The 24,960-nt window shown below is 58.8% G+C and carries 18 protein-coding genes; 5 read left to right on the top strand and 13 right to left on the bottom strand.

Annotated elements, in window-relative coordinates:
• Window positions 1–14: 14 nt before the first annotated feature.
• From ACT3IC_RS15290 to ACT3IC_RS15280, 3 genes are all read right to left on the bottom strand, one after another.
• On the bottom strand, window positions 15–857 hold the full coding sequence (locus ACT3IC_RS15290; protein ID WP_473478041.1) for an aldose 1-epimerase: 843 nt from the start codon (window positions 855–857) through the stop codon (window positions 15–17).
• Window positions 857–2,299, bottom strand: a complete 1,443-nt coding sequence (locus ACT3IC_RS15285) for a sugar porter family MFS transporter (protein ID WP_103180733.1) — start codon at window positions 2,297–2,299, stop codon at window positions 857–859. The genes ACT3IC_RS15290 and ACT3IC_RS15285 overlap by 1 nt, the downstream gene beginning before the upstream one ends.
• A 71-nt stretch (window positions 2,300–2,370) precedes the next feature.
• Window positions 2,371–5,646 (bottom strand): DUF5107 domain-containing protein, encoded by a 3,276-nt coding sequence (locus ACT3IC_RS15280; protein WP_159340028.1) that lies wholly within the window; start codon window positions 5,644–5,646, stop codon window positions 2,371–2,373.
• A 114-nt stretch (window positions 5,647–5,760) separates the two neighbouring features.
• On the opposite strand from ACT3IC_RS15280, the gene ACT3IC_RS15275 reads away from it, so the two are divergent.
• On the top strand, window positions 5,761–6,957 hold the full coding sequence (locus tag ACT3IC_RS15275; protein WP_473478038.1) for an ROK family protein: 1,197 nt from the start codon (window positions 5,761–5,763) through the stop codon (window positions 6,955–6,957).
• Between the two features lie 128 nt (window positions 6,958–7,085).
• Window positions 7,086–7,508: a DoxX family protein gene (locus ACT3IC_RS15270; RefSeq protein ID WP_103180736.1), complete on the top strand. Its 423-nt coding sequence runs from the start codon at window positions 7,086–7,088 to the stop codon at window positions 7,506–7,508.
• Window positions 7,509–7,555: 47 nt separating this feature from the next.
• On the opposite strand, the gene glyA is transcribed toward ACT3IC_RS15270, so the two are convergent.
• Window positions 7,556–8,809 (bottom strand): serine hydroxymethyltransferase, encoded by a 1,254-nt coding sequence (gene glyA / locus ACT3IC_RS15265; RefSeq protein WP_103180737.1) that lies wholly within the window; start codon window positions 8,807–8,809, stop codon window positions 7,556–7,558.
• Between the two features lie 304 nt (window positions 8,810–9,113).
• Here glyA and hmpA point away from each other — a divergent pair, with 304 nt between their 5' ends.
• Complete coding sequence (hmpA, locus tag ACT3IC_RS15260; protein WP_103180738.1) at window positions 9,114–10,304, top strand: NO-inducible flavohemoprotein; 1,191 nt, start codon at window positions 9,114–9,116, stop codon at window positions 10,302–10,304.
• Window positions 10,305–10,390: 86 nt separating this feature from the next.
• Here the strand turns inward: hmpA and glnB are convergent, their stop codons facing one another.
• The 5 genes from glnB to purL all read right to left on the bottom strand — a co-directional run bounded on the left by glnB (window position 10,391) and on the right by purL (window position 18,814).
• Window positions 10,391–10,729 carry a nitrogen regulatory protein P-II gene (gene glnB, locus ACT3IC_RS15255; protein ID WP_003860685.1) on the bottom strand — a complete coding sequence of 113 codons (339 nt, stop codon included), beginning with the start codon at window positions 10,727–10,729 and terminating at the stop codon, window positions 10,391–10,393.
• Window positions 10,730–10,808: 79 nt separating this feature from the next.
• On the bottom strand, window positions 10,809–12,146 hold the full coding sequence (glrR, locus tag ACT3IC_RS15250; RefSeq protein WP_103180739.1) for a two-component system response regulator GlrR: 1,338 nt from the start codon (window positions 12,144–12,146) through the stop codon (window positions 10,809–10,811).
• The gene (gene qseG / locus ACT3IC_RS15245; RefSeq protein ID WP_103180740.1) at window positions 12,143–12,919 is read right to left on the bottom strand and encodes a two-component system QseEF-associated lipoprotein QseG; all 777 of its coding nucleotides are present in this window, start codon (window positions 12,917–12,919) and stop codon (window positions 12,143–12,145) included. Before qseG ends, glrR begins: the two co-directional genes overlap by 4 nt.
• Window positions 12,916–14,349: a two component system sensor histidine kinase QseE/GlrK gene (gene qseE, locus ACT3IC_RS15240; RefSeq protein WP_263950336.1), complete on the bottom strand. Its 1,434-nt coding sequence runs from the start codon at window positions 14,347–14,349 to the stop codon at window positions 12,916–12,918. The genes qseG and qseE overlap by 4 nt, the downstream gene beginning before the upstream one ends.
• A gap of 577 nt (window positions 14,350–14,926) precedes the next feature.
• A complete protein-coding gene (gene purL / locus ACT3IC_RS15235; protein ID WP_473478029.1) occupies window positions 14,927–18,814 on the bottom strand; it encodes a phosphoribosylformylglycinamidine synthase in 3,888 nt (1,295 codons plus the stop codon).
• Between the two features lie 268 nt (window positions 18,815–19,082).
• Here purL and mltF point away from each other — a divergent pair, with 268 nt between their 5' ends.
• Window positions 19,083–20,633: a membrane-bound lytic murein transglycosylase MltF gene (gene mltF, locus ACT3IC_RS15230; protein ID WP_156655040.1), complete on the top strand. Its 1,551-nt coding sequence runs from the start codon at window positions 19,083–19,085 to the stop codon at window positions 20,631–20,633.
• Here mltF and tadA read toward each other — a convergent pair.
• Genes tadA through murQ form a run of 4 tightly spaced genes read right to left on the bottom strand, consistent with a single transcriptional unit; the run spans window position 20,521 to window position 23,986 of the window.
• Window positions 20,521–21,060 (bottom strand): tRNA adenosine(34) deaminase TadA, encoded by a 540-nt coding sequence (gene tadA, locus ACT3IC_RS15225; protein WP_103180745.1) that lies wholly within the window; start codon window positions 21,058–21,060, stop codon window positions 20,521–20,523. The two genes, mltF and tadA, sit on opposite strands and share 113 nt — an antisense overlap.
• A gap of 30 nt (window positions 21,061–21,090) precedes the next feature.
• Entirely contained in the window at window positions 21,091–21,726 is a 636-nt protein-coding gene (gene yfhb / locus ACT3IC_RS15220) for a phosphatidylglycerophosphatase C (RefSeq protein WP_103180746.1), read from the bottom strand.
• A gap of 3 nt (window positions 21,727–21,729) precedes the next feature.
• Entirely contained in the window at window positions 21,730–23,082 is a 1,353-nt protein-coding gene (locus ACT3IC_RS15215) for a PTS transporter subunit EIIC (RefSeq protein ID WP_473478025.1), read from the bottom strand.
• Window positions 23,083–23,092: 10 nt separating this feature from the next.
• Window positions 23,093–23,986 (bottom strand): N-acetylmuramic acid 6-phosphate etherase, encoded by an 894-nt coding sequence (gene murQ, locus ACT3IC_RS15210; protein WP_103180748.1) that lies wholly within the window; start codon window positions 23,984–23,986, stop codon window positions 23,093–23,095.
• Window positions 23,987–24,104: 118 nt separating this feature from the next.
• Between murQ and ACT3IC_RS15205 the strand changes: the two genes are divergently transcribed.
• Window positions 24,105–24,953 (top strand): MurR/RpiR family transcriptional regulator, encoded by an 849-nt coding sequence (locus ACT3IC_RS15205; RefSeq protein WP_039029756.1) that lies wholly within the window; start codon window positions 24,105–24,107, stop codon window positions 24,951–24,953.
• Window positions 24,954–24,960 lie beyond the last annotated feature (7 nt).

Genomic DNA, 24,960 nt, shown 5'->3' with positions numbered 1-24,960 from the left:
GTATTAACAGCGGTTTAACAGTTTCGGCGAGCCTTTTCGACGGCGATTTCCATCGCAAAACGACTGCTCTCTCCCTGGGCTAACGCCACCAGGCCAGGCTGCCCGGCCATATGGTGGGCATTGACCGGATGGCTCTGGGGCTCAAGGCATAAGAACGATTGACCCGACATTCTGAACAGCATCAACCACGGAGTTTGCGCTGTAATTGTGATATTCATCACATCATGATCCAGGGTCGCCACGCCGTTCCAGCCGGAATAGCCGACGTTCAGCCAGCGATCGCCGCCATGGCGTGACGTGCTGAAATCGACATCCGCCGGGATATTGCTCTGCCAGGCTTGCGGTAAATGGTGTGCACCTTCCGGCCAGTAGCCGCTGGCGGAGAAGCGCAGGCGGCTTTGCGCATCAAAACAGAACCACGGGTGAAAGCCCAGGCCGTACAGCATCGGCGCCTGACCAAGATGGGTGAGCGTCAGCTCCGCCCGCAGAACGTTCCCGCGCAGCTGGTAGCGCAGCCCGGCCTGATAATCAAAACCGCACTGATGCTGGCTGCGCAAGGTGAGGACGCACGCCGTGTCGGAATGCGAAGCTATCTGCCAGCGCGACTGCCAGCCATCACCGTGCAGGAAGAAGCGCTCATCAACCGGACTTTGCGGCAACACCACCTCCCGCCCCTGAAACCAGAAGCGATTCCCCGCCACCCGGTTTGCCAGCGGCACCATCGGAAACAGCGCGCTGTCGCCGCCGTCCCATAACACCGGCTGCCCGCAGGTCAGGGAAAAGAGTTCCTGTAACCCGCCGCCCTGCGGGTTGACGCGCATCCGGAGATGCGCGTTTTCAATCAACAGCGTTTCCATTAGTGCACGCGCTCAGCATGATTTGCGGAGGCAACCTTGCCGTGCTGTTTTTCCAGCTGTGCCTCCAGCGCCTCCAGCGTCACGCCTTTGGTCTCCGGCACTTTACGCAGAATGTAGAGATAGCCCGCCGCGCAGATCACCCCGTAGAGCAGGAAGCTCCCCGCCGCACCCAGACCGGCATTGAGCAGCGGGAAGGTGTAGGTTAACAGGAAGCAGGCGATCCACAGCGCCAGCGTGCCCACGGACATCGCCAGGCCGCGCACGCGGTTGGGGAAGATCTCCGACAGCAGCACCCAGGTGACCGGCGCCAGCGTCACGGCGTAGATGGCAATCGCCGCCAGCACCAGCAGCAGCACCGGCCAGCCCATGATGTTCATAGCGTAGGCGCTGGCAATCAGCACGTAGATAATGGTCAAGCCTGAGGCGCCGAGCAGCATCAGCTTGCGGCGGCCAATCTTATCCACCAGCGGCAGCGCGGCGAGGGTAAAGACCAGATTAATGATGCCGGTCGCCACGATCGATTTCAGGGTGTCGTTGATATCAAACCCGGCGGAGGCGAAGATCTCCTGGGCATAGTTGAAGATCACATTGATCCCGCACCACTGCTGGAACATCGCCAGCACGATGCCGATGATGACAATCGGTTTGACCTGCGGTTGCAGGAGCGTGGAGAACGCCACCTTCTGGGTGTCTTTCTCCAGGGTGTGGGCGATCTCTTTTAAGGTCTGACTGGCGTACGCCGGGGTGCCAATACGCTCCAGCATGGCGCGCGCACGCTCTGGCTTGCCCGCCTTCATCAACCAGCGCGGCGATTCCGGGACAAAGAACATCAACACCAGAAACGCCAGGGCGGGAACCAGCTCAGCGCCAAACATCCAGCGCCAGCCGGTCTGCCCGTTCCAGGTCTGAATGATGGCCTCCTGAGTGGCGCCTGCCGCTACCGGCTCGGCAATCATCAGGTTAATCAGCTGTGCGGCCAGCACGCCCACCACGATGGTCAGCTGGTTAATGGCTACGAAGCGACCGCGCTTTTCCGCCGGGCTGACCTCCGCGATGTAGAGCGGACTCAGGGCGGAGGCCAGGCCGATACCGAGGCCGCCGACGATGCGCCAGACCACAAACATATCAAAACTGCCCGCCACCGCCGTGCCCCACGCCGAGGCGCTGAACAGCACCGCCGAGAGGATAAGCGGACGCTTGCGGCCAAATTTATCGGCACACCAGCCGGAGATCAGCGCCCCGAAGATACAGCCCACCAGGGCGGAACTCATCGCCCAGCCGGACTGTGCCGGGTCGGTAATGGAGAACCAGGCTTCATAGAAGGGCTTGGCCCCGCCAATCACCACCCAGTCGTAGCCAAACAGGAGTCCGCCGCAGGCGGCGACCAGACAGATAGTCCAGACGTAGCCCATTTTCAGTTGTGTCTGCGCGCTATTATTCATGTTGATTCCTCTTTAAGGGAAACGCAGGGTACAGAGGGTTAACAGGTGGGTTTCCCCACCTGCGAGGTCAGTTAATGGAAAATGCCCGTGGCCTGCGCATGCTGAAACAGATGCGCTTTGTCATGGGCCGGGTTCAGCGCCAGTAAGTTCCCCAACAGGCGTTTGCAGGCCGCGAGCTCGCCCAGCCCTGCATAGCCCAGCGCCTCAATGAACAGGCAATGCTGCTGGTGCTGATGACCCGCTGGCGTATCCAGTACCACCAGATCCGGGAGCGAAACTGCAAAGAAATCCGCTTCGGGCAGGTCGTCGCGATGGGCCTGCACCCACGCCAGGAATCCCTGGAAGTGGCGCTCCGCCGCGGCGGGATCGCCCAACTGGCGCAGCGCCATTCCCTGCCAGAACAGATAGTCCGCTGGCTGATCGTTGTAGTAGCGTCCGGCATCGAGAGTGGAGCCGCCCTGTGCCGCCCGGGCAAAACAGCGTTGCGCGTCGGCATGTACGCCACTTTGCGCATGGCAGAACCCCAGCAGATACCAGATATCGTTATCGGTTTGCCCCGGCAGACGCCCCTCCCCCAGATTGTGCGGATAGTGCAATGCCGCCTGCAGCAGAGCCATCGCCTCCTGGAATTCCCCGCGGCTTATGTGCTGCAGGGCACGATGCTGCTGGTTCAGCAGATACTGCCCGGTCACTTTGCCTTCCCCCCCTTCCCACGGATGGAACTGCCGCTCCTGAAGTACCTGCGCCGCAGCATCGTAGCGCCCGGAACCGTTCCACAGACTCAGGAGTTCTGCGGTGAGGTCATCGCGCTTCAGCGCCACGCGCTCCCGCTCGGTGAGCATGGCGAGGCGTTTCGCCACCGGCTGCCCGGTGAGCTTATTGAGATAATCAAGCTCAAACAGGAAACGCGGATTGTCCGGCTCCAGGGCCACGGCGCGCTGCAGACACTGCGCCGCCAGCGCCAGGTTGTGCTGTTTATTCCAGGCGTAGATCCCCAGCAGGCGGTGGGCAGGGGCAAACTCCGGCTCCTGCGCCAGCGTGGTCTGCCAGCATTTCACCGCATCGTCATAGCGGCGTTTGCTGTACCAGAAGCAGCCCAGCAGATAGCAGGCATATGGGTCGTCGTGCAGGGTTTGCAGCATCTGCACTTCATCAAGCGCATTCGGGAAACGTACCCGGTTGGCCTCGCAGCGCCGCGCCGCGGCAATATAGCGGGCACGGGTAGCAGGATCGTCGCTTAAGGCGGCCCGCCACAGCTGGGGCAACGTCTCCTGGCTGTCGAGCAGATCCAGCATCTCGCGGGCGGCGTCGCGCATGCCCATCGAGATTAACCAGCCCGCCAGCAGGCAGGCATTGGCCCCTCGACGACCAGTCACCTGCAACAGCTGGTCACAGGCAGCATCATCCCGGCTGATTGCCCAGCGGGCATAGTGCAGGGCGTAGCTCAGAGGATGGGTTTGCAGGCAGCGCTGAATGTAGTCCAGCGCTGCGCCTTCGCCCTGCACCTCTGCCAGCGCGAGGGCTTTCAGCCCCATCGCCAGGTTGTTGCTGGCGTTGGTGCTAAGGCTGATATCAACTTTTTCCAGCGCATCAGCCGCGTTGCCGCGCTTCATCGCCAGCCGCGCCAGGGATAAGAAAGCCGCATCACGGCAGTTTCCGCTCCACGAGGCTTTGTAGTAGTGATCCCATGCGGCGTCGTCCTGCCCCTGCCGCTCCAGGGCCGTCGCCAGCAGCTGGCTGGCTTCGCCGTCGCGGGGGTTTTTATTCAGACGATGGGCGCGAACCAGCGCGGCTTCGGCGCAGCGTTGCGCCAGCGCCCAGTCGGCACGGTTGAGCGCCAGCGTGCCCAGCGCCACGTTATTGCGATAGTCGTTAGCATCCAGCGCCAGCGCCCGGCGATAGTAATCTTCCGCATAGCGGCTGGCATGGTTGTACTGCTCCAGATGCTGCCCGATAAAATAGAGTTCATCGCTGTTGCTGATCTCTTCCGGCATGGCGGGCGCGGTGGCCGGATCCGGCAGCGGCGTCTCCTGCGGGATATGCTCCTGGTAGTGGAGCAGCGTGCGGCCCGAGGCCTCTTTCACCCTCAGCGTTAAGCGCTGCGGCCAGGTATCCGGCAGCGCCTGCTGCCAGCTTTCGCCCGGCATCAGGGTCAGGTGCGTCTCCCAGACCGGTTTTTCGTCGGCGGTCAGCTCGAGCCGCACATCATGCAGCGGTGCGATGGCGTAGAGGCCGAGGTGAAGCTGCTGCTCACGCCGTTCCAGCTTAAGCGCCAGCTGCGTGTTGGCGTTATGCACCTGTCCCAGTTCGCTATAGGGCAGGAAGTTCTGCACGAAGATCTTCTCTTCGTAGGGTGCAAGCCAGGTGAAATCGGGCTGGTTATCGGTAAACACCCCGGTCATCAGCTCGATATAGGGGCCGTTTTCATCGGTCAGATTGCGATCCCAGGCACGGCCAAAATCGTCATGACCCCAGGTCCACTGCTTTTTCCCCGGCGACACATGGTGGTCGGCCACGTGCAGCAAGCCGCCGCGCTCGCCGTGATGGTATGCCCCGACGAAATCGTAGTCCGATTTTTCCGCCATGTAGGAGGTTGGCACCGGCACGTTTTTGTAGCGGGAGATATCCACGCCCGCGGAATAATCGACTTTATAGTAGGTGCCGGTGGCGATCGGGAAGGCGGAGACGGCGCGCTTGCCATGGTCAAATACCGCCGTGACGTCCGGCGGGAAGACGCTCTGGTGATCGTCCCCACCCTTCACCGCCGGATTTGCCCACCACAGGAAGTGGCGCGGCGTGGCATTGCCGTTGAAGACTTTGCCGGCGATCTCAATCAACGCCCGGTCCGGGTAAAGGGTAAACCCAGTCATCACCTGCAGGCCGCGCATCGGCTCGGCCTCGCCCAGCCAGACGGTTTGCGCCCCGTTATCCTGCTCCTGAATGGTGACGTCGACAGGCATAAAGGTGGTTGGGCGATGGTGCTGCGGCCAGTTAAACTCGATCCCACCGGAGATCCACGGCCCCAGCAGCCCCACCAGCGCCGGTTTCACCACTTCGTTGTAGTAGACGAAATCACGCTGCTGGACTTTGTCATACGCGCGATGAATACGTCCCCCCAGCTCCGGCAGCAGCATAATGCGGATGAAGTCGTTTTCCATCCAGACGGCCTGGTAATTACGGGTTTCGCGAACGCCGGTCAGGGTATCGGTCACGCCGTAGGGATAGACCGCGCCAGAGGAGCCCTGATAGACGCGCTTTTCCAGGAACATCGGGTTGGTATCTTCTGCGCCGGTGGTCCACGTCGGTAATGCCACGGTCTCCCGCCAGACCTTCACTGCTCCAGACATATTCACTCTCCAGTAAACAAATAACAGTAAAACGCGATAAGATGGCAGTGTAGAGAGGAATTCAGCGCGCTGATTGCGTAATGCTCACGCAATATAATTAACGGAGTTTAGTGAATGCAGCTATCCGGTCTGAACAATCACAGGGTACGACAGCATAACCGCCGCACGATCATGTCCCTGGTCTGGCGCTACAAGCGCCTGAGCAAATCCCAGCTGGCCCAGCACACCGGGCTCTCTATTCCCGCGGTAAGCAAGATCCTGGATGAGCTGGTGGCGGACAAAAAGCTTGGGCATTCCAGTGAAAACCTCAGCACCCGGGGAATGAACAGCGGCCATTATCAGATCCCGGATGCGGGGCCATTAATACTCTGCATGAATGTCAGCCCCACCAGCATTGAGAGCCAGCTTATCGACGCCCGTATGTCGCCGTTAGGCGAGTTTCGCTGGACTGACGTGAACGCACAGACGCCCGAAGCGTTGTTACAGGCCATTGAGAACCTGTGGCAGCAGCAGCGCAAACAGTGGCCGGGGCAGCGCATTACTCTGGCGCTGGGGATCCACGGCCAGGTCGATACCGCCACCGGGGTATCGCAGATGATGCCCCAGGCGCCGTGGAAAAAACCGGTTGAGATTAAGTATCTGCTGGAAGAAAAACTGGGCATCACGGTGAAGGTGGATAACGACTGTGTGATGCTGGCGCTGGCAGAGAAGTGGCAAAACCCGGCCAACCGCGACGATTTTTGCGTGATTAACGTCGATTACGGTATCGGATCCTCGTTTGTGATTAATGGCCAGGTCTATCGCGGGACGCTTAACGGCAGCGGGCAAATTGGCCACACCATTTTCGATCGCGACGGCGTAGCCTGCGCCTGCGGACGCTACGGCTGTCTGGAGACGGTCGCCTCCCTCTCAGCCCTTAAAAAACAGGCGCGTTTATGGCTGAAATCCCAGCCCGGCACCCTCGGGCTTGATCCGGACAGCCTCACCAGTCTGCAGCTGATTGAGGCCTGGCGTCAGGGGAATGCTCCAATTCAGCGCTGGGCTGACGAGGCCGCCAACGCTATCGGACTGACGCTCTACAACCTGCTCAATATCCTTAATATCAACCAAATCTGGTTCTATGGCCGCAGCTGCGCCTTTGGCGAACGCTGGCTGCAGACCATCAATCGCCAGATTGGATTTACCCCCTTCGATCACGGCGATGCGGTGCGTAACCGGCAAACGGAAATCGCCTTTGGCGGCTTAACCCGGCAGCAGCAGATTATCGGCATTGGCTTTCTGTTCGTGGAGGACGCGCTGGCGGAAGGCTAGCGGAGAACATGCTGAAAGGGGGGGGAATTTAAATCATCCTGATGGCTGATTTATGGCGAAAAGCGGAATGGCGGGGCGGCAATTTGTGTATTAGCTTTAAGATAAATCCCACCCCAAACGAGCCTGCCATGAACACACTACGGTATTTCGATTTTGGTCAGTCCCGGGCGCTGATCCTGTTGATTGCCCGTCTCGCCCTTATCCTTCTGTTCATTATTTTCGGCGTGCCTAAAATGTTCGGTTTTGACGGCACGGTGCAGTATATGGTGAAGCTGGGCGCCCCGATGCCGATGCTGGCGGCCATTGTGGCGGTGATCATGGAAGTGCCCGCCGCCATTCTCATCGTGCTCGGCTTTTTTACTCGCCCGCTGGCGGTCCTGTTTGTCTTTTATACGCTGGGAACGGCGTTGATTGGGCACCACTACTGGGATATGAGTGGCGATGCGGTAATGCCGAACATGATTAACTTCTTCAAGAACATCAGCATCGCTGGCGGATTCCTGCTGCTGGCGGTGGCCGGGCCGGGCGCTATCTCCATCGACCGGCGTTAGCCATAAAAAAGGCCGCTTGCGCGGCCTTTCTGTTCTGCGAGGCAGACTTATGCGTAAACCGGGAAGCGGGCGCAGATCTCCAGCACTTTCGCTTTCACGCGTTCGATAACCGCTTCGTCGTTGATGTTGTCCAGCACGTCGCACATCCAGCCCGCCAGCTCTTTCACTTCCGCTTCTTTAAAGCCGCGGCGAGTGACAGCCGGAGAACCGATACGGATACCGGAGGTCACAAACGGGCTCTTCGGATCGTTTGGTACGCTGTTTTTGTTAACGGTGATGTTGGCGCGGCCCAGGGCAGCGTCAGCTTCTTTACCGGTCAGGTTTTTATCAACCAGATCCAGCAGGAACAGGTGGTTTTCAGTCCCGCCGGAGACCACTTTGTAACCGCGGTTCAGGAAGACTTCCACCATCGCTTTGGCGTTCTTAGCAACCTGCTGCTGGTAAACCTTGAACTCTGGCTCCATCGCCTCTTTCAGCGCCACGGCTTTTGCCGCGATAACGTGCATCAGCGGGCCGCCCTGCGCGCTTGGGAAGACAGCAGAGTTCAGTTTTTTGTACAGCTCTTCGTCACCGCCCTTCGCCAGGATCAGGCCGCCGCGCGGACCGGCCAGGGTTTTGTGGGTAGTGGTGGTGACAACGTGTGCGTGTGGAACCGGGTTCGGGTAGACGCCTGCGGCGATCAGACCGGCAACGTGTGCCATATCGACGAACAGGTATGCGCCGATGCTGTCTGCGATTTCACGCATTTTTGCCCAGTCAACAACACCGGAGTAGGCAGAGAAACCACCGATGATCATCTTCGGTTTGTGCTCTTTGGCCTGCTTCTCCATGTCGGCGTAGTCAATTTTACCGGACTCATCGATACCGTAAGGGATGATGTTGTACAGTTTGCCGGAGAAGTTAACCGGGGAGCCGTGAGTCAGGTGGCCGCCCTGCGCCAGGTTCATACCCAGTACGGTATCGCCCGGCTGCAGCAGTGCGGTATAGACAGCGAAGTTAGCCTGAGAGCCAGAGTGCGGCTGCACGTTAGCGTAATCAGCGCCAAACAGCTCTTTTGCACGGTCGATTGCCAGCTGTTCAACCACATCGACATACTCGCAACCGCCGTAGTAGCGCTTGCCCGGGTAACCTTCAGCATATTTGTTGGTCAGCTGAGAGCCCTGCGCCTGCATCACGCGCGGGCTGGTGTAGTTTTCGGAGGCGATCAGTTCGATGTGCTCTTCCTGACGTACTTTTTCCTGCTCCATAGCCTGCCACAGTTCGGCATCATAATCGGCAATGTTCATTTCACGCTTTAACATCCGCATCTCCTGACTCAGCTAACAAGTAAATTTTGGCCTGAAAAGGCAGTCCTGATGGACGACGGGCAACAGTATAACTGATTAGCAGAGTGATAACAGGTCTTGACAAAGGATTTTACGCAAACGTTTACCTACCCGCCACGCAAGGGTTTGAGGAATAGCGTACTCGCCCTGCAAAAGGGAATTCTTTTCAGGTTTGTGATGCAGTTAATTCATGTTGCAAAGAACCATTTACAAAGCAGGGTTATTTTTTATAAGATGCATTCAAAATACACTATTAAAGTAACATTTGAAGGAAGCTGCTATGTTAGATGCCCAAACCATCGCTACCGTAAAAGCCACGATTCCCCTGCTGGTCGAAACGGGTCCTAAACTTACCGCCCATTTTTACGATCGTATGTTCGCGCACAACCCGGAGCTCAAAGAGATTTTTAACATGAGCAACCAGCGTAATGGCGATCAGCGCGAAGCGTTATTCAACGCCATTGCCGCCTACGCCAGCAACATCGAGAACCTGCCGGCCCTGCTGCCAGCAGTGGAAAAAATCGCTCAGAAACATACCAGCTTCCAGATCAAACCTGAGCAGTACAACATTGTTGGCACCCACCTGCTGGCGACCCTGGACGAAATGTTCAGCCCGGGCCAGGAGGTGCTGGACGCCTGGGGCAAAGCCTACGGCGTGCTGGCGAATGTCTTCATCAACCGTGAAGCGCAGATCTACAGCGAAAACGCCAGTAAGACCGGCGGATGGGAAGGTACCCGCGCCTTCCGTATCGTGGAAAAAACCCCGCGCAGCCAGCTTATCACCAGCTTTGAATTTGAACCCGTCGACGGCCAGCCGGTTGCCGATTACCAGCCAGGCCAGTACCTGGGCGTGTGGCTGAAGCCTGAAGGCTTCCCGCATCAGGAGATCCGCCAGTACTCCCTGACCCGCAAGCCAAACGGCAAAAGCTATCGCATTGCGGTAAAACGCGAGGAAGGCGGTCAGGTTTCGACATGGCTGCATAACGAAGCCCGCGTGGGTGATGTGGTGCATCTGGCCGCCCCTGCGGGCGACTTCTTTATGGCTGTTGAAAGCAATACCCCGGTGACGCTGATCTCCGCCGGTGTCGGCCAGACCCCGATGCTGGCGATGCTGGACACCCTGGCGAAGGCGCAGCATAAGGCGCAGGTGAACTGGTTCCACGCTGCAGAGAATGGCGAAGTGCATGCGTTTTCTGATGAAGTGAAAAGCCTGGCTGCCGGCCTGCCGCACTTTACCGCTCATACCTGGTATCGCCTGCCGTCGGATGACGACCGTGCCGCTGCCCGCTTCGACAGCGAAGGCCTGATGGCGTTAAGCGAGCATAAAGAGCAGTTCCACGCCCCGGAGATGCAGTTCTACGTCTGTGGCCCGGTGGCCTTTATGCAGTATGCCGCCGCGCAGCTCCTTGAGCTGGGGGTGAATAAAGAGAACATTCACTACGAATGCTTCGGCCCGCATAAGGTGCTGTAATGCAAAAAGCCCCTCAGTAGAGGGGCTTTTTTTTGCCCGGCGGCGCTGCGCTTGCAGGGGCCTACGGGATGTCAAACAACGGGTAATTAAATCGCTGCGTCGTCTTCTTCGCCGGTACGGATACGGATCACGCGCGCCACGTCAAAGACGAAGATTTTGCCATCACCAATTTTGCCGGTCTGTGCGGTGCGGATAATGGTATCCACGCAGGTATCCACGATGTCATCCGACACCACGATCTCAATCTTCACCTTCGGCAGGAAATCGACCATGTATTCTGCGCCACGGTAGAGTTCGGTGTGGCCCTTCTGACGACCAAAGCCTTTCACCTCTGTCACCGTCATGCCGGTAATGCCGACTTCTGCCAGCGCTTCGCGCACATCATCCAGTTTGAAAGGTTTAATAATCGCATCAATCTTTTTCATGGTGGTCCTTAAACTTATGCCTGTCAGCTGCCTCGTAATCGGTTGCTCACAGTATCATATTCAGGCGGAATTTAGCGCATCACTCTTTAAAATCGTTTGCTTCCAGCTCATGGCGCGAGAGCAGTTTATAAAACTCGGTGCGGTTACGCCCCGCCATGCGCGCCGCATGGGTGACGTTGCCTTTGGTGATCTGCAGTAACTTACGCAGATAGTTAAGCTCAAACTGGTTGCGGGCTTCAACGAAGGTCGGCAGGGCGGTGTTTTCGCCCTCCAGCGCCTGCTCCACCAGCGCATCGCTGATCACCGGCGAGGAGGTGAGCGCCACGCACTGCTCAATCACGTTCACCAGCTGACGCACGTTACCGGGCCAGCTGGCGGTCATCAGCCGCTTCATGGCGTCGGTGGAAAATGCACGGACAAACGGCTTGTGCCGCTCCGCGGCCTGGCGCAGCAGCTGAGTAGCGAGCAGCGGAATATCTTCTGCCCGCTCCGCCAGCGCCGGGATCTTCAGGTTAACAACATTGAGACGGTAGAAGAGGTCTTCACGAAACTCGTTGCGCGCCATCGCCTTGGGCAGATCCCGGTGGGTCGCGGAGATGATGCGCACGTTGATGTCGATATCGCGGTTACTGCCGAGCGGTCTGACCTTGCGCTCCTGCAACACGCGCAGCAGTTTAACCTGCAGGGGCGCCGGCATGTCGCCAATTTCATCGAGGAATAGCGTGCCGCCTTCCGCCGCCTGGAAAAGCCCTTCCCGGCTGCTGACCGCGCCGGTAAAGGCGCCGCGCGCGTGTCCAAAGAGCTCGGACTCCAACAGCTGCTCGGGCAGCGCCCCGCAGTTAATGGCGATAAAGGCGTTTTTGCCGCGCGGGCTGGCGTTGTGAATGGCCTGGGCGAGGATCTCTTTCCCTGTGCCGCTCTGGCCGTTAATCAGCACGCTGACATCGGACTGCGCCACCATGCGCGCCTGCTCCAGCAGACGCAGCATAATCGGGCTGCGGGTAACGATCGCCTCCCGCCACGTTTCGTCGCCGGAGGGGGCGGCGTGTTCCAGGGCATCATCAATCGCTTTGTAGAGCGCGTCTTTATCCACCGGCTTGGTGAGGAAGCTAAAGACCCCCTGCTGGGTGGCGGCCACCGCATCGGGGATGGAGCCGTGGGCGGTAAGAATAATCACCGGCATGCCGGGCTGGAGCTTCTGGATCTCGGTGAAGAGCTGCATGCCGTCCATTTCGTCCATCCGCAGATCGCTTATCACCAGATCGATCTTCTCGCGGCCCAACACTTTCAGCCCCTCCTGACCACTTTCGGCGGTCACGATGCTGTAACCCTCGCTCACCAGACGCATCCCCAGCAGCTTCAGCAAACCGGGATCGTCATCCACCAGCAAAAGATGCGCAGGTTTTCGGCTTGTCATGGCTTTACGTCCTCCTGTTTCGGGGCATCGCTTTTCGGCTCTGTCGCATCACCCTCGGTGCCGGCGGGCGACGCGGCACTCTTCGGCGCGTCCGGCAGATAGTTACTGACCGGCTTACGGGTGGAGAGCTGCCGTTCAATATCGGTCAGGTTTTCCAGCTTGCGGGTTGTGGTGTCCAGCTGCGCCCGCAGGTATTGCTGCTGCTGGCGCAGGGTATCCAGTTCACCGTCGGTGGTCTGCTGCAGCTTACCGTAGCGGAAACGCTCCTCTGCCAGCTGCAGTTGCAGCACCTGACCGTGTCGCCACAGCTGATACAGCGGGCGCACCTGGGCCGGGATCTGCGGGCTCAGCGCATCCAGCCGGGTGGTCAACTGGCGCCGCTCCACGGGATTAATTTTGGCATTGGCCAGCAGGATCCCGCGCTTAAAACTCTCCTGCCAGGTATCATCGTCCCATCCCCTCGCCTCTGCGCGCGCGGCGGCGGGTGAGAGGCGATCTGCACAGTCCATGCCGCGCAGCCAGTAAAGCGGGTTGCTGTCGGTCTCCTGACCATGCAGCTGCCAGATATTATTGCAGTCGGTAGACAGGAAGTCCGCCAGCTGATGCTCAGGCAATTTTTCACCCTGCTTGTCGCTGATGGCACTGGTCGGCGTACTGGTGACGCACCCGGCCAGCAGCAGGCAGGGAAGGCTCAGAAAGAGAGAGTGACCGGAAAATACCGCGTTAATGGCGCGGGAAAAGACGTGTGACATACTCACCAGATTTAGATTCATTTTAGTGGTTTTTCCGACTCAAGCGGCAGTTCGATGCGAAAACAGACATCGGTACGGTCGTCAGTAACAAGGTTAAGCTCTCCATGCATACGACGAATACAGTCGCGTGCGATACTCAGCCCCAGGCCGCTTCCCTTCACCGCCCCTTTTCGTTGATGGCTACCCTGATAAAAGGGTTCAAAGATCATCGCTTTTTCATCGTCGGGGATCGGGCTTCCGGTGTTGGCGACATCGATACAGACTCGCGAGCCGCGCGTAAAACTGCGAACATAAATGGTACCGGATTCAATACCATAGTGCACCGCATTGGAATAAAGATTATCCAGCACGCTCATCAGCAGCATCGGCTCGGCTAAACAGGCGGGTGTCGCCAGCGCCAGTTCAGTATGCATCATTTTAGCGCGAGCAGGCAGGCTGTGAGCAGACAGCACCATATCCACCAGCGGTGCGAGCTCTACGCGCTCAAGCTCCGGGATGCCGTCGGCCAGTTTACGGTTGTAGTCGAGCAGCTGTTCAATCAGCTTTTGCAGGTTGCGGCTGCTGGCATCAAGGATCTCGACAATCTCTCTTTGCTCCGGGGTCAGCGGCCCGGCAACCTCATCGGCCAGCAGTTCGGTGCCCTCACGCATGCTGGCAAGGGGCGTTTTCAGTTCGTGGGAAATATGGCGTAAAAACTGGTGACGTTGGGATTCGAGCCATGACAGCCGCTCCGACAGCCAGATGATACGTTGTCCGACCGAACGCAGCTCGCGCGGGCCGGTAAAGGCCACGGTATTGCCCAGCGAGCGCCCCTCCCCCAGCCGGTTGATCATCCGCTCAATGCCCTTAACCGGGCCGATGATCATCCGGGTGAAGAGCACCACTAACAGCAGGCTGAGCAGAAAAAGGACCAGCGCCTGCCAGCCAAAGAACTGGCCGCGCTCGGCAATCTCCTGCTGGAGCTGTTGCCCGCGGGAGAAGATCACCGACCGGGTCGCCTGAACCATCTCGGTATTGGCATTCGCAAAGGCCTCCAGTCGCATAGCGGCCTGGGCATCAGGCCCGCTGTTAATGCACTGCAGCTGGGACAGGGCGTTAAGATCCTGGCGCAACGTCTGATAGAGCTTATCGTCGGGCAGTACACCGGCATGGGCGTCGAGCATATCGCTGTAGCGCTTACGCTGATCCTGGTACACCCGCGCCAGCGTTCTGTCGTCGAGGACGCAATACTGCCGGTAGCTGCGCTCCATCTCCAGGGCGGCATTGGTCATCGCCTCGCTGCGGCGGGCATCAATCAGGGTGGTTCTGTTGGTCAGCGCCGCCTGCGCGCTGAGCGCGTTCAGGCTCTGCCACGCCTGCCATGCCAGCACCAGCAAAGGCAGCAGGATCAGCAGGAAGGCCATCATGACTAACTGTCGTAAGGAGCGAGGGAAAACTGGCCAGCGTTTCAACGCATTACTCTCTGTCGCGAGGGGGTAAGGGGATGCTAGCCGGACATGCGTTCAGATACAACAAAGCCGGGTTAAAAACCCGGCTTTGTTGCGGAATGAGGCGGTGCCTAACTCGACGTTTCGCCCTGGGTCTGATAAAGCAACGCTATGATCAGTAGTTGGACGGCAGGCACCTTTTTGTGCGTCATTCGAAGTTTATGTAGCACGTCCCGAAGGGGCTGACATAAGAAGGTGAATGAGCCACTGGTTACTATTATGCAACAGATGTGCCAAAATGCAAATAAAAATATTAATGTGTTGAAAAATATGAATTTATAGAGCTTTGCGTACTTATTCAGCGCGTGATGATTTTCAGGCTATCTGTCGCTAATCAGCAACACTCTGGCAGAATCCTTACTACCATTATAAAAATCAAAAACTTAAGTGTCGCCTTTTGGCGACACCGCAGAATGTGAGTTGTCGCACATTTGCGACACTGAGGAATTGCCGGGCGGCACTGCCTTTGCCCGGCCTACAAAATTTATCCGGCTTTTGGAGGCCCGGTAAGCGAAGCGCCCCCGGGCACAACAACGATCTCTTAACCTAACTGCTTACGCGCGTTGCGGAAGATACGCATCCACGGGCTGTCCTCGCCCCAGTTTTCCGGGTGCCAGGAGTTACTGACGGTGCGGAATACGCGCTCAGGGTGCGGCATCATCACCGTGACGCGACCGCTTTCGCTGGTCACCGCGGTGATCCCGTTGGCAGAGCCGTTCGGGTTTGCCGGGTAGTTTTGCGTTACCTTGCCGAAGTTGTCGACAAAGCGCAGCGCCACCAGACCTTTGCTTTCCAGCTCCGCCAGATGCGCGGCATCACGCAGTTCAACCTGCCCTTCACCGTGGGAGACAGCGATCGGCATCTGCGATCCCACCATTCCCTGCAGCAGCAGAGACGGGCTCTGGGTCACTTCCACCAGGCTGAAACGCGCTTCGAAGCGATCGGACTGGTTACGCACAAAGCGCGGCCAGGCTTCGCTGCCCGGGATCAGCTCACGCAGGTTAGACATCATCTGGCAGCCGTTACAGACGCCCAGCGCCAGGGTCTGTGGACGGTGGAAGAAGGTTTCGAACTCATCGCGGACGCGTTCGTTGAAGAGGATGGATTTTGCCCAGCCCTCGCCCGCGCCCAGCACGTCACCGTAAGAGAAGCCGCCGCAAGCCACCAGCGCCTGGAAATCGGCCAGACCGGTGCGCCCTGCCAGCAGGTCGCTCATGTGAACGTCGATGGCATCGAAGCCTGCACGGTGGAAGGCGGCCGCCATCTCAACGTGGGAGTTCACGCCCTGCTCACGCAGGACAGCTACTTTCGGACGCGCACCCTTCGCAATGTACGGCGCGGCGATGTCTTCGTTAATGTCGAACGAGAGTTTGACGTTCAGGCCCGGATCGTTGTCGTTGGCTTTCGCCTCGTGCTCCTGATCGGCACACGCCGGGTTATCACGCAGACGCTGCATCTGCCAGGTGGTTTCCGCCCACCACATACGCAGCGTGGAGCGACTTTCGGCAAAGACGGCCTGGCCGTTGGCGTCGATAACAAAGCGATCCCCGGTCACTGCTTTACCCAGGTAATGGACGCAGTCGCCCAGGCCGTGCTGCGCCAGCAGCGTTTCCACCGCCTCGCGATCTGCCGCCCGTACCTGAATGACGGCGCCCAGCTCTTCGTTGAACAGCGCAGCCAGATTATCGTTACCCAGAGAGGCAATATTCACTTCCACGCCGCAGTGGCCGGTGAAGGCCATTTCCGCCAGGGTGACCAGCAGGCCGCCGTCGGAACGGTCGTGGTAGGCCAGCAGTTTGCGTTGGGCCACCAGCGCCTGAATGGCGTCGTAGAAGCCCTTCAGCTGCGCCACATCGCGCACGTCTGCCGCTTTGTCACCCAGCTGGCGATAAACCTGCGCCAGCGCGGTGGCGCCCAGTGCGTTATGACCTTTACCCAGGTCAATCAGCAGCAGGGCGTTGTCTTCGGTAGAGAGTTGCGGGGTAATGGTGTGGCGCACATCTTCCACGCGGGCAAAGGCGGTAATCACCAGCGACAGTGGAGAGGTCATCTCGCGCTGCTCGTTACCTTCCTGCCAGCGGGTTTTCATCGACATGGAGTCTTTACCCACCGGAATGGTCAGGCCCAGCGCCGGACAGAGCTCTTCACCCACCGCTTTCACCGCTTCGTACAGCCCGGCGTCTTCACCCGGGTGACCGGCTGCGGCCATCCAGTTGGCGGAGAGCTTGATACGTTTGATGTCGCCAATCTGGGTGGCTGCGATGTTAGTCAGCGCTTCACCTACCGCCAGGCGGGCAGAAGCGGCAAAGTCCAGCAGCGCCACCGGGGAGCGTTCGCCCAGCGCCATCGCTTCGCCATAGTAGCTATCGAGGCTGGCGGTAGTGACCGCGCAGTTCGCCACCGGGACCTGCCACGGGCCCACCATCTGATCGCGGGCGACCATGCCGGTCACGGTACGGTCACCGATGGTGACAAGGAAGGTTTTCTCCGCCACTGCCGGCAGATGCAGAACGCGGTTTACCGCCTCGGCAATCGTCACACCCTGCAGGTCGAGCGCTTTACCGCTCGCTTTGCGGGATTCAACGTCGCGAGTCATCTTCGGCGTTTTACCCAGCAGCACGTCCAGCGGCAGATCGATCGGCTGGTTGTCGAAATGGGTATCGCTTAAGGAGAGGTGCATCTCTTCGGTGGCCTCACCGATCACTGCATACGGGGCGCGCTCGCGACGGCAGAGCTCGTCAAACAGCGGCAGCTGATCCGGGGCAACGGCCAGCACGTAGCGCTCCTGAGATTCGTTACACCAGATCTCCAGCGGGCTCATGCCGGGTTCATCACTCAGGATATCGCGCAGGTTGAAGCGGCCCCCGCGGTTGCCGTCGCTCACCAGCTCCGGCATGGCGTTGGAGAGACCGCCCGCACCCACGTCATGAATAAAGAGGATCGGGTTGGCATCGCCCAGCTGCCAGCAGCGGTCGATCACCTCCTGGCAACGGCGCTCCATCTCCGGGTTGTCACGCTGTACGGAGGCGAAGTCGAGATCCGCATCAGACTGGCCGGACGCCATTGAGGAGGCGGCCCCGCCACCCAGACCGATATTCATCGCCGGGCCGCCCAGCACGATCAGCTTGGCACCCACGACGATCTCGCCCTTCTGCACGTGATCGGCGCGAATGTTGCCGATCCCGCCCGCCAGCATGATCGGCTTATGGTAGCCGCGCAGCTCTTCGCCGTTGTGGCTGTCCACTTTTTCTTCGTAGGTACGGAAGTAACCGTTCAGTGCCGGACGACCAAATTCGTTGTTAAACGCCGCGCCGCCCAGCGGTCCGTCGGTCATGATATCCAGCGCGGTAACAATACGCTCTGGTTTGCCAAAATCTTCTTCCCACGGCTGTTCAAAGCCCGGGATGCGCAGGTTGGAGACGGAGAAGCCGACCAGACCCGCTTTTGGTTTTGCCCCACGACCGGTTGCGCCTTCGTCACGGATTTCACCGCCGGAGCCGGTGGCGGCACCTGGCCACGGCGAAATAGCCGTCGGGTGGTTATGGGTTTCCACCTTCATCAGGATATGCGCCGGCTCCTGATGGAAGTCATAGCGCCCCGCTTCGCGATCGGCGAAGAAGCGGCCCACCTCGGAACCTTCCATAACTGCGGCGTTGTCTTTGTAGGCAGACAGCACATGATCAGGGGTTTGCTCGAAGGTGTTTTTGATCATTTTGAACAGCGACTTTGGCTGTTGCTCGCCGTCGATAATCCAGTCGGCGTTGAAAATCTTGTGGCGGCAGTGCTCTGAGTTGGCCTGCGCGAACATATAGAGTTCGATGTCGTTCGGGTTGCGGTTCAGCTTAATGAACGCGTCCTGCAGGTAGTCAATCTCATCTTCTGCCAGCGCCAGGCCTAAACGCAGGTTGGCGTCAATCAGCGCCTGACGGCCCTCACCCAGCAGGTCCACGCTCTGCACGGGCGCAGGCTGATGGTGAGAGAAAAGCTGCTGCGCATCGTCGAGAGAGGCGAACACGCTCTCCATCATGCGGTCGTGCAGTTCTGTTGACACGGCTGACCACTGTTCATCAGTCAGGCTTGCGGCTTCAACGTAATAGGCCACGCCCCGCTCCAGACGATTAATCTGGCTCAGACCACAGTTATGGGCGATGTCGGTTGCTTTAGAAGACCAGGGGGAGATGGTACCCGGACGAGGCGTAACCAGCAGAAGTTTACCGTTCGGGGTATGGCTGCTCAGGCTTGGGCCGTACTTCAACAGGCGCTCAAGCCGGACTAAATCCTCTGACGTTAAGGGAGCATTCAGGTCAGCAAAATGGACATACTCAGCGTAAATATTGCTTACCGGAAGGTCGGCCGCCTGAAAACGTGCCAGCAGTTTATTGATACGGAAGGCAGACAGTGCAGGCGAACCACGCAGAATTTCCATCATAAGTCTCTCGTCTTCGAAGCGCCGGAGGCGCTTACAGTGTGCGCAAGGGGGGAAAACGGGCGCCATTATAGTGGATCCTGCGCGCCGACGAAACCGTTTGCGTCGTAATAAAATCGTCGTCGTCATTTAACCATTGGTGTTGCCTTTCCCGCTAATAAGTTGCCAAGTGGCGCAACTTTACGCAAAATGCCGCGAAATCTTTGGTAATACTTGTTTTTACTATGGCCAATAAACAACAGAATAATACACAGCGCATAGAATCAACTTATTGAAAAAATTAAAGATTAATTATCTGTTCATCGGCATCGTGACCCTGCTGTTGGCAGCGGCCCTGTGGCCTTCAATCCCTTGGTTCGGTAAAGCCGAAAATCGCATCGCCGCCATTCAGGCGCGGGGGGAGCTGCGCGTCAGTACCGTGGCCTCTCCCCTCACCTACAGTGCGATCAACGATAAAGTCATTGGGCTGGATTACGAGCTGGCGCAGCATTTTGCTGACTATCTGGGCGTAAAGCTCAGAATTACGGTACGCCAGAACATCAGCCAGCTGTTTGACGACCTGGACAATGATAAGGCTGACATGCTGGCTGCTGGCCTGGTCTATAACAGCGAGCGCAGCAAAAACTATCAGCCAGGCCCAACCTACTACTCTGTCTCGCAGCAGCTGGTCTATCGCGTGGGCAGCCTGCGACCACGCACGCTTGCCGGGCTCACCGCCGAGCAGCTCACCGTTGCCCCGGGCCATGTTGTCATTGACGACCTTCGGGCGCTGAAAGAAAAAAAGTACCCTGAACTTAGCTGGAAGGTTGATAAGAAGCTCGGCACCACGGCGCTGCTGGAGCAGGTGACAGACGGGAAACTGCCCTACACCATCGCCGACTCGGTTGCCATCAGCCTGTTCCAGCGCGTTCACCCGGAGCTGGCCGTGGCGCTGGACGTCACTGACGAGCAGCCTGTCACCTGGTTCAGCCCTCTCGACGCCGACCAGACGCTTTCCGCCGCCATGCTCGATTTCTTTAACAGGATGAATGAAGACGGCACGCTGGCGCGTCTGGAGGAGAAGTACCTCGGTCACGGGGAGGGCTTCGACTATGTCGATACCCGCAGCTTCCTGCGGGCGGTGGATAATGTCCTGCCGACGCTGAAGCCCCTGTTTGTGAAGTATGCCCAGGAGATTGACTGGCGACTGCTGGCCGCCATCTCTTATCAGGAGTCTCACTGGGACGCACTGGCCACCTCGCCAACCGGGGTACGCGGCCTGATGATGCTGACCAAAAATACCGCCCAAAGCCTGGGACTAACCGACCGTACCGATGCTGAGCAGAGCATCAGCGGCGGCGCGCGCTACCTGCAGGCGATGATGGACAGAGTGCCGGAGAGCGTCCCGGAAGAGGAGCGGATCTGGTTTGCGCTGGCGGCCTATAACATGGGCTATGCCCACATGATCGACGCCCGCGCCCTGACCGCGAAAACCAAAGGCAACCCCGACAGCTGGTCAGACGTAAAACAGCGTCTGCCGCTGCTGAGCCAGAAGCCTTATTACAGCAAGTTGACCTATGGCTACGCGCGCGGCCACGAGGCGTACGCCTACGTGGAAAACATCCGCAAATATCAGATAAGCCTGGTGGGGTATCTGATGGAGAAAGAGAAAGAGGCGCAGGCAGCCCAGCAGCTGGCCCAGGCCTATCCGGTGGTGGCACCGGAGGAGCTTACTCACCCGATAACTTCCATTCTGCCTTTTGCTGCTTTTTCTGCTGACGCCGCATTCGAAAGAAGTCACTTAGCATCGCCGAACACGCTGGTGCCAACACCTCTCCAATAACCTTGACCTGATGGTTCATGCCGGGATGGCTGAGCACGTCCAGCAGCGAACCTGCCGCACCGGTTTTTTCATCCCGCGCCCCATACACCACCGTACCGATCCGGCTGTGGATCATGGCGCCGGAGCACATGACGCAAGGTTCGAGAGTGACATACAGGGTGGTGTCCAGCAGGCGGTAGTTTTGCAGCACCAGTCCGCCCTGGCGCAGGGCCATAATTTCGGCATGGGCGGTGGGGTCATGGCGACCAATCGGGCGATTCCAGCCCTCGCCGATCACCTGATTATTGTGTACCAGCACGGCACCGACCGGGACTTCGCCTTCATCCCAGGCACGTTGGGCAAGCTGGAGCGCATGGCGCATCCAGTATTCATGATTAAGTTCAGGGTCGGACAACGCAGCATACTCCAGTCTGAAAAGCGGGCGCATTATACACACCCGCTATGCATAATCACAAAATCATTCCAGTTGCTGAAGTTCGCCCAGCGGCGTAACGCGCCAGCGGTGCTGGCAGAAGTAGAGCAGCGGGTTATCCTGTTTGCTGTCGCTGTAGCCGCTGTAGAGCCGCAGTGGGGTGCCGATTTTCTTCTCCAGCTGTGCCACCTTCTCATGCCCGAGACAGCGCATGGTCAGCACCCAGCCGCCATAGGCGCGGCCAATCTGGGTGGCGATCAGGTTAACGCGCGGCAGCCAGGGGGTATCAAAGTAGACCTGTTCCACCAGCGACTGCGGCGAGCCGGTGATGAGCCAGATGTCGGCATCGTTGGCGTCCAGGTAGTTTGTCAGCCGATCCTGCACTACCGGAAAGGCGGTGACATGTTTGCGAAACCAGGTGACAAACTCTTTCTCCAACTGTTTAAGCCGGGCTTCGCTGTGGCCGAAGGTACACCCCCACAGCAACAGGCTCATCGGCCAGCGAGCGGCGCGCCCCTTCACCAGCAACACGCCGCCAATGATTGGCAGCAAGGGCAATACGAGCAGGGCATTCAGGGGCTGTCGGCGCAGTAAATAGCGCATAAAGGTGCCGAACATATCCTGCTGATGCAGCGTTCCGTCCAGGTCAAAAAAGACAACACGACGCTCGTTATTTGCCAAACCTTACTCCTCTGGATCGTTAAACCCTAACAGCCAGGTAAACAGGAACCCGGCGATCACCGCTACCAGATAGCCTAACAGATAGAGCATGACTTTTCCGGTCACGATGGTTAATGCCAGCGGTAATCCGGAAATACCAAAGGTGATGACGGTCGCCACTTTCCAGTAACCGATCAGCGCCCCACCGACCGCGCCGCCCAGACAGGCCCCGATAAACGGCTTGCCGAGCGGGAGGGTGACGCCAAAAATCAGCGGCTCGCCGATGCCCAGCAGCCCGACCGGCAGCGCCCCTTTAATTACCTTTTTCAGGCGTGCGTTGCGGGTTTTCATCAGCACCGCGATGGCCGCGCCGATCTGTCCGACCCCGGCCATCGCCAGAATAGGCAGCAGGGCGTTGTAACCGTGCGCCTGCACCAGCTCAACGTGGATCGGCACCAGCCCCTGATGTAAACCGGTCAGCACCAGCGGCAGGAAGGTACCCGACAGCACCGCCCCCACCAGGAACCCACCGCGATCGATAGCCCAGGAGGCACCGTGGGCAATGGACTCCGAGATCCAGCCTCCCAGCGGCTGCAGGGCAATGATGGCGATACTGCCGGTGATAAGCGTGGTCAGCAGCGGGTTGAGGATCAGCTCCAGGGAGCCTGGCAGGACATTACGCAGCTTTTTCTCGAGCCAGCACATCAGCACCACCACCAGCAGCACGGCGATCACTCCGCCGCGCCCCGGCTGCAGCGCTTCGCCGAACAGGGTGATCTGCGCCAGCTGCGGGCTGGAGAGAATACCGGCCATCACCCCGCCTAACGCCTGCGAGCCGCCAAACACTTTGGCGGTATTAACCCCCACCAGAATGTTCATGATGGCAAAGACCGCGCTGCCGAAAATGCCGAGGATCCCGAGCAGGTTTGGGTATTGGGTCGCGAAATCCCCGACAATGTCCGGGCGTTTGAGGATATTGATAATGCCGGTGATGAGCCCCGAGGCAATAAAGGCCGGAATGAGCGGAATAAAGACATTCGCCAGCATGCGTAGCGCATCGCTCATCGGGGCTTTATATTTCGCTTTTGCCTGCGCTTTGGTGCGCTCGGCATCATCAATCACCGCCCCGCCCATCAGGGAGCGCATGGCATCCACTACCTGCGCGGCTTTACCCGGCCCGACGATGAGCTGGTGCTGCTCCCCCTGCTTTACGTATCCGCTGATGCCAGGCAGTTTTTTCAGGGTGGCCGGATCGAGCTTGTCGTCATCCTGCACTTCCACCCTCACTCGCGTCATACAGTTTTCCAGACGCCGTATATTTTTTTCTCCGCCGATCCCCGCAAGAATACCGCTGGCGAGCGCTACTGTTTTTTCCATGTACGCCTCTTTAGTTTTCTAATGCCGCACGTAAGAATCCCTGATGCGCGTCAAGCCTGGCGCGCGCCGCAGCGGCATCCAGCCCGCTTAAAATCATCAGAATGGCCGGTTTGACGTCGTACCCGGTCTGTTTCAGCACCTCTTCCGCCTCTTCGCGGGAGCTCCCTGTGGCTTCGACCACCATGCGACACGCCCGGTCAATGAGCTTCACGTTGGTCGCTTTCATGTCCACCATCAGGTTCTGGTAGACCTTACCGAACTTGACCATTGCCCCGGTGGAGATCATATTCAGCACCAGCTTTTGCGCCGTGCCGGATTTCAGGCGGGTGGAGCCGGTCAGCGCTTCCGGGCCTACCACCGGCGAGATAGCGATCGTCGCCACCTGGGCGATGGGGGAACCGGGATTGCAGGAGATGGCCACGGTAGTGCAGCCGGTCTGGTTCGCATACTCCAGCCCGCCAATGACGTACGGCGTGCGCCCGGAGGCCGCCAGCCCGACCACCAGATCCTGCGCGGTCAGGTTAAGCGCTTTGAGATCGTCTTCACCGAGCTGCTTGCTGTCCTCTGCCCCTTCCACCGCTTTCAGCAGCGCTCCCGGCCCACCGGCGATGAGGCCGATCACCAGGCCATGTGGTACGCCGAAGGTGGGTGGGCACTCTGAAGCATCCAGCACCCCCAGACGCCCGCTGGTGCCCGCCCCCATATAGATAATGCGTCCCCCCGCTTTCAGCGCATCTGCCGCGGCATCCACCGCTTTCGCCACCTCGGGCAATGTTTCTTTCACTGCCTGCGCGACCAGCGTATCCTGTTGGTTGAAGCGATGAACAAGGTCAAGCGTGGAGAGTGCGTCCAGGTCCAGGGTTTGTGGGTTGCGGGATTCTGATACCAGTGAGCCGAGATTCATTTTTTTGTACCTCAAGAATTTTTAATTCATAATAATCGCATTATCATGGAATATAAAATTCATTCAGGCGAGCAGAATTCGCATTTGCTGCAGTCATCACATTTCGCCAGGAGTCCCTATGAACTGTCTAATTCGCATCCGCCAGCGATACGCGGGTTTTGCCCAGAGCGATAAAAAGCTGGCGGATTTTTTACTCTCGCAGCCCGATCGTGCCCGCCATTTAAGCTCTCAGCAGCTTGCCAGCGAGGCGGGCGTGAGCCAGTCAAGCGTAGTGAAATTCGCGCAAAAGATTGGTTTCAAAGGTTTCCCTGCCCTGAAACTGGCGCTCAGCGAGGCGCTGGCCAGCAACCCAAATCCGCAATCCATGCCGGTTCATAACCAGATCCGCGGCGACGATCCGATGCGCCTGGTCGGGGAAAAGCTCATCAAAGAGAACGTGGCGGCGATGCATGCCACCCTCGACGTCAACAGCGAAGAGAAGCTGCTGGAGAGCGTGGCCATGCTGCGGGCGGCAAGACGGGTGATCCTAACCGGCATCGGCGCCTCGGGGCTGGTGGCGCGTAACTTCGGCTGGAAGCTCAATAAAATCGGTGTGATTGCCATTGTCGAACAGGACATGCATGCCCTGCTGGCTACCGTACAGGCGATGGAGCCTGACGATCTGCTGTTGGCCCTCTCCTATTCTGGCGAACGCCGCGAGATTAATCTGGCCGCTGATGAAGCGCTGCGCGTGGGGGGCAAAATTCTGGCGATCACCGGCTTTACTCCCAATGCCCTGCAGCAGCGGGCCACACGCTGTCTGTATACCATTGCCGAAGAGCAGGCCACCCGCAGCGCGGCGATCTCGTCCACCAGCGCGCAGATGATGCTGACCGATCTGCTGTTTATGGCGCTGGTTCAGCAGGATCTGGAGCATGCCCCGGAACGTATTCGCCACAGCGAGGCATTGGTAAAAAAACTGGTTTGAACAGACA

Source organism: Leclercia sp. GHBNCSD (genome assembly GCF_055805075.1).
This window is presented reverse-complemented; position numbering and strand designations above follow the sequence as displayed.

Coding starts and splice junctions, on each gene's coding strand:
- tadA (WP_103180745.1), bottom strand. CDS start 21,060: ATGCGCCCGCTTTTCAGACTGGAGTATGCTGCGTTGTCCGACCCTGAA.
- purL (WP_473478029.1), bottom strand. CDS start 18,814: ATGATGGAAATTCTGCGTGGTTCGCCTGCACTGTCTGCCTTCCGTATC.
- hmpA (WP_103180738.1), top strand. CDS start 9,114: ATGTTAGATGCCCAAACCATCGCTACCGTAAAAGCCACGATTCCCCTG.
- glnB (WP_003860685.1), bottom strand. CDS start 10,729: ATGAAAAAGATTGATGCGATTATTAAACCTTTCAAACTGGATGATGTG.
- ACT3IC_RS15285 (WP_103180733.1), bottom strand. CDS start 2,299: ATGAATAATAGCGCGCAGACACAACTGAAAATGGGCTACGTCTGGACT.
- ACT3IC_RS15290 (WP_473478041.1), bottom strand. CDS start 857: ATGGAAACGCTGTTGATTGAAAACGCGCATCTCCGGATGCGCGTCAAC.
- ACT3IC_RS15270 (WP_103180736.1), top strand. CDS start 7,086: ATGAACACACTACGGTATTTCGATTTTGGTCAGTCCCGGGCGCTGATC.
- ACT3IC_RS15215 (WP_473478025.1), bottom strand. CDS start 23,082: ATGGAAAAAACAGTAGCGCTCGCCAGCGGTATTCTTGCGGGGATCGGC.
- glyA (WP_103180737.1), bottom strand. CDS start 8,809: ATGTTAAAGCGTGAAATGAACATTGCCGATTATGATGCCGAACTGTGG.
- glrR (WP_103180739.1), bottom strand. CDS start 12,146: ATGACAAGCCGAAAACCTGCGCATCTTTTGCTGGTGGATGACGATCCC.
- ACT3IC_RS15280 (WP_159340028.1), bottom strand. CDS start 5,646: ATGTCTGGAGCAGTGAAGGTCTGGCGGGAGACCGTGGCATTACCGACG.
- murQ (WP_103180748.1), bottom strand. CDS start 23,986: ATGAATCTCGGCTCACTGGTATCAGAATCCCGCAACCCACAAACCCTG.
- qseG (WP_103180740.1), bottom strand. CDS start 12,919: ATGAATCTAAATCTGGTGAGTATGTCACACGTCTTTTCCCGCGCCATT.
- ACT3IC_RS15205 (WP_039029756.1), top strand. CDS start 24,105: ATGAACTGTCTAATTCGCATCCGCCAGCGATACGCGGGTTTTGCCCAG.
- ACT3IC_RS15275 (WP_473478038.1), top strand. CDS start 5,761: ATGCAGCTATCCGGTCTGAACAATCACAGGGTACGACAGCATAACCGC.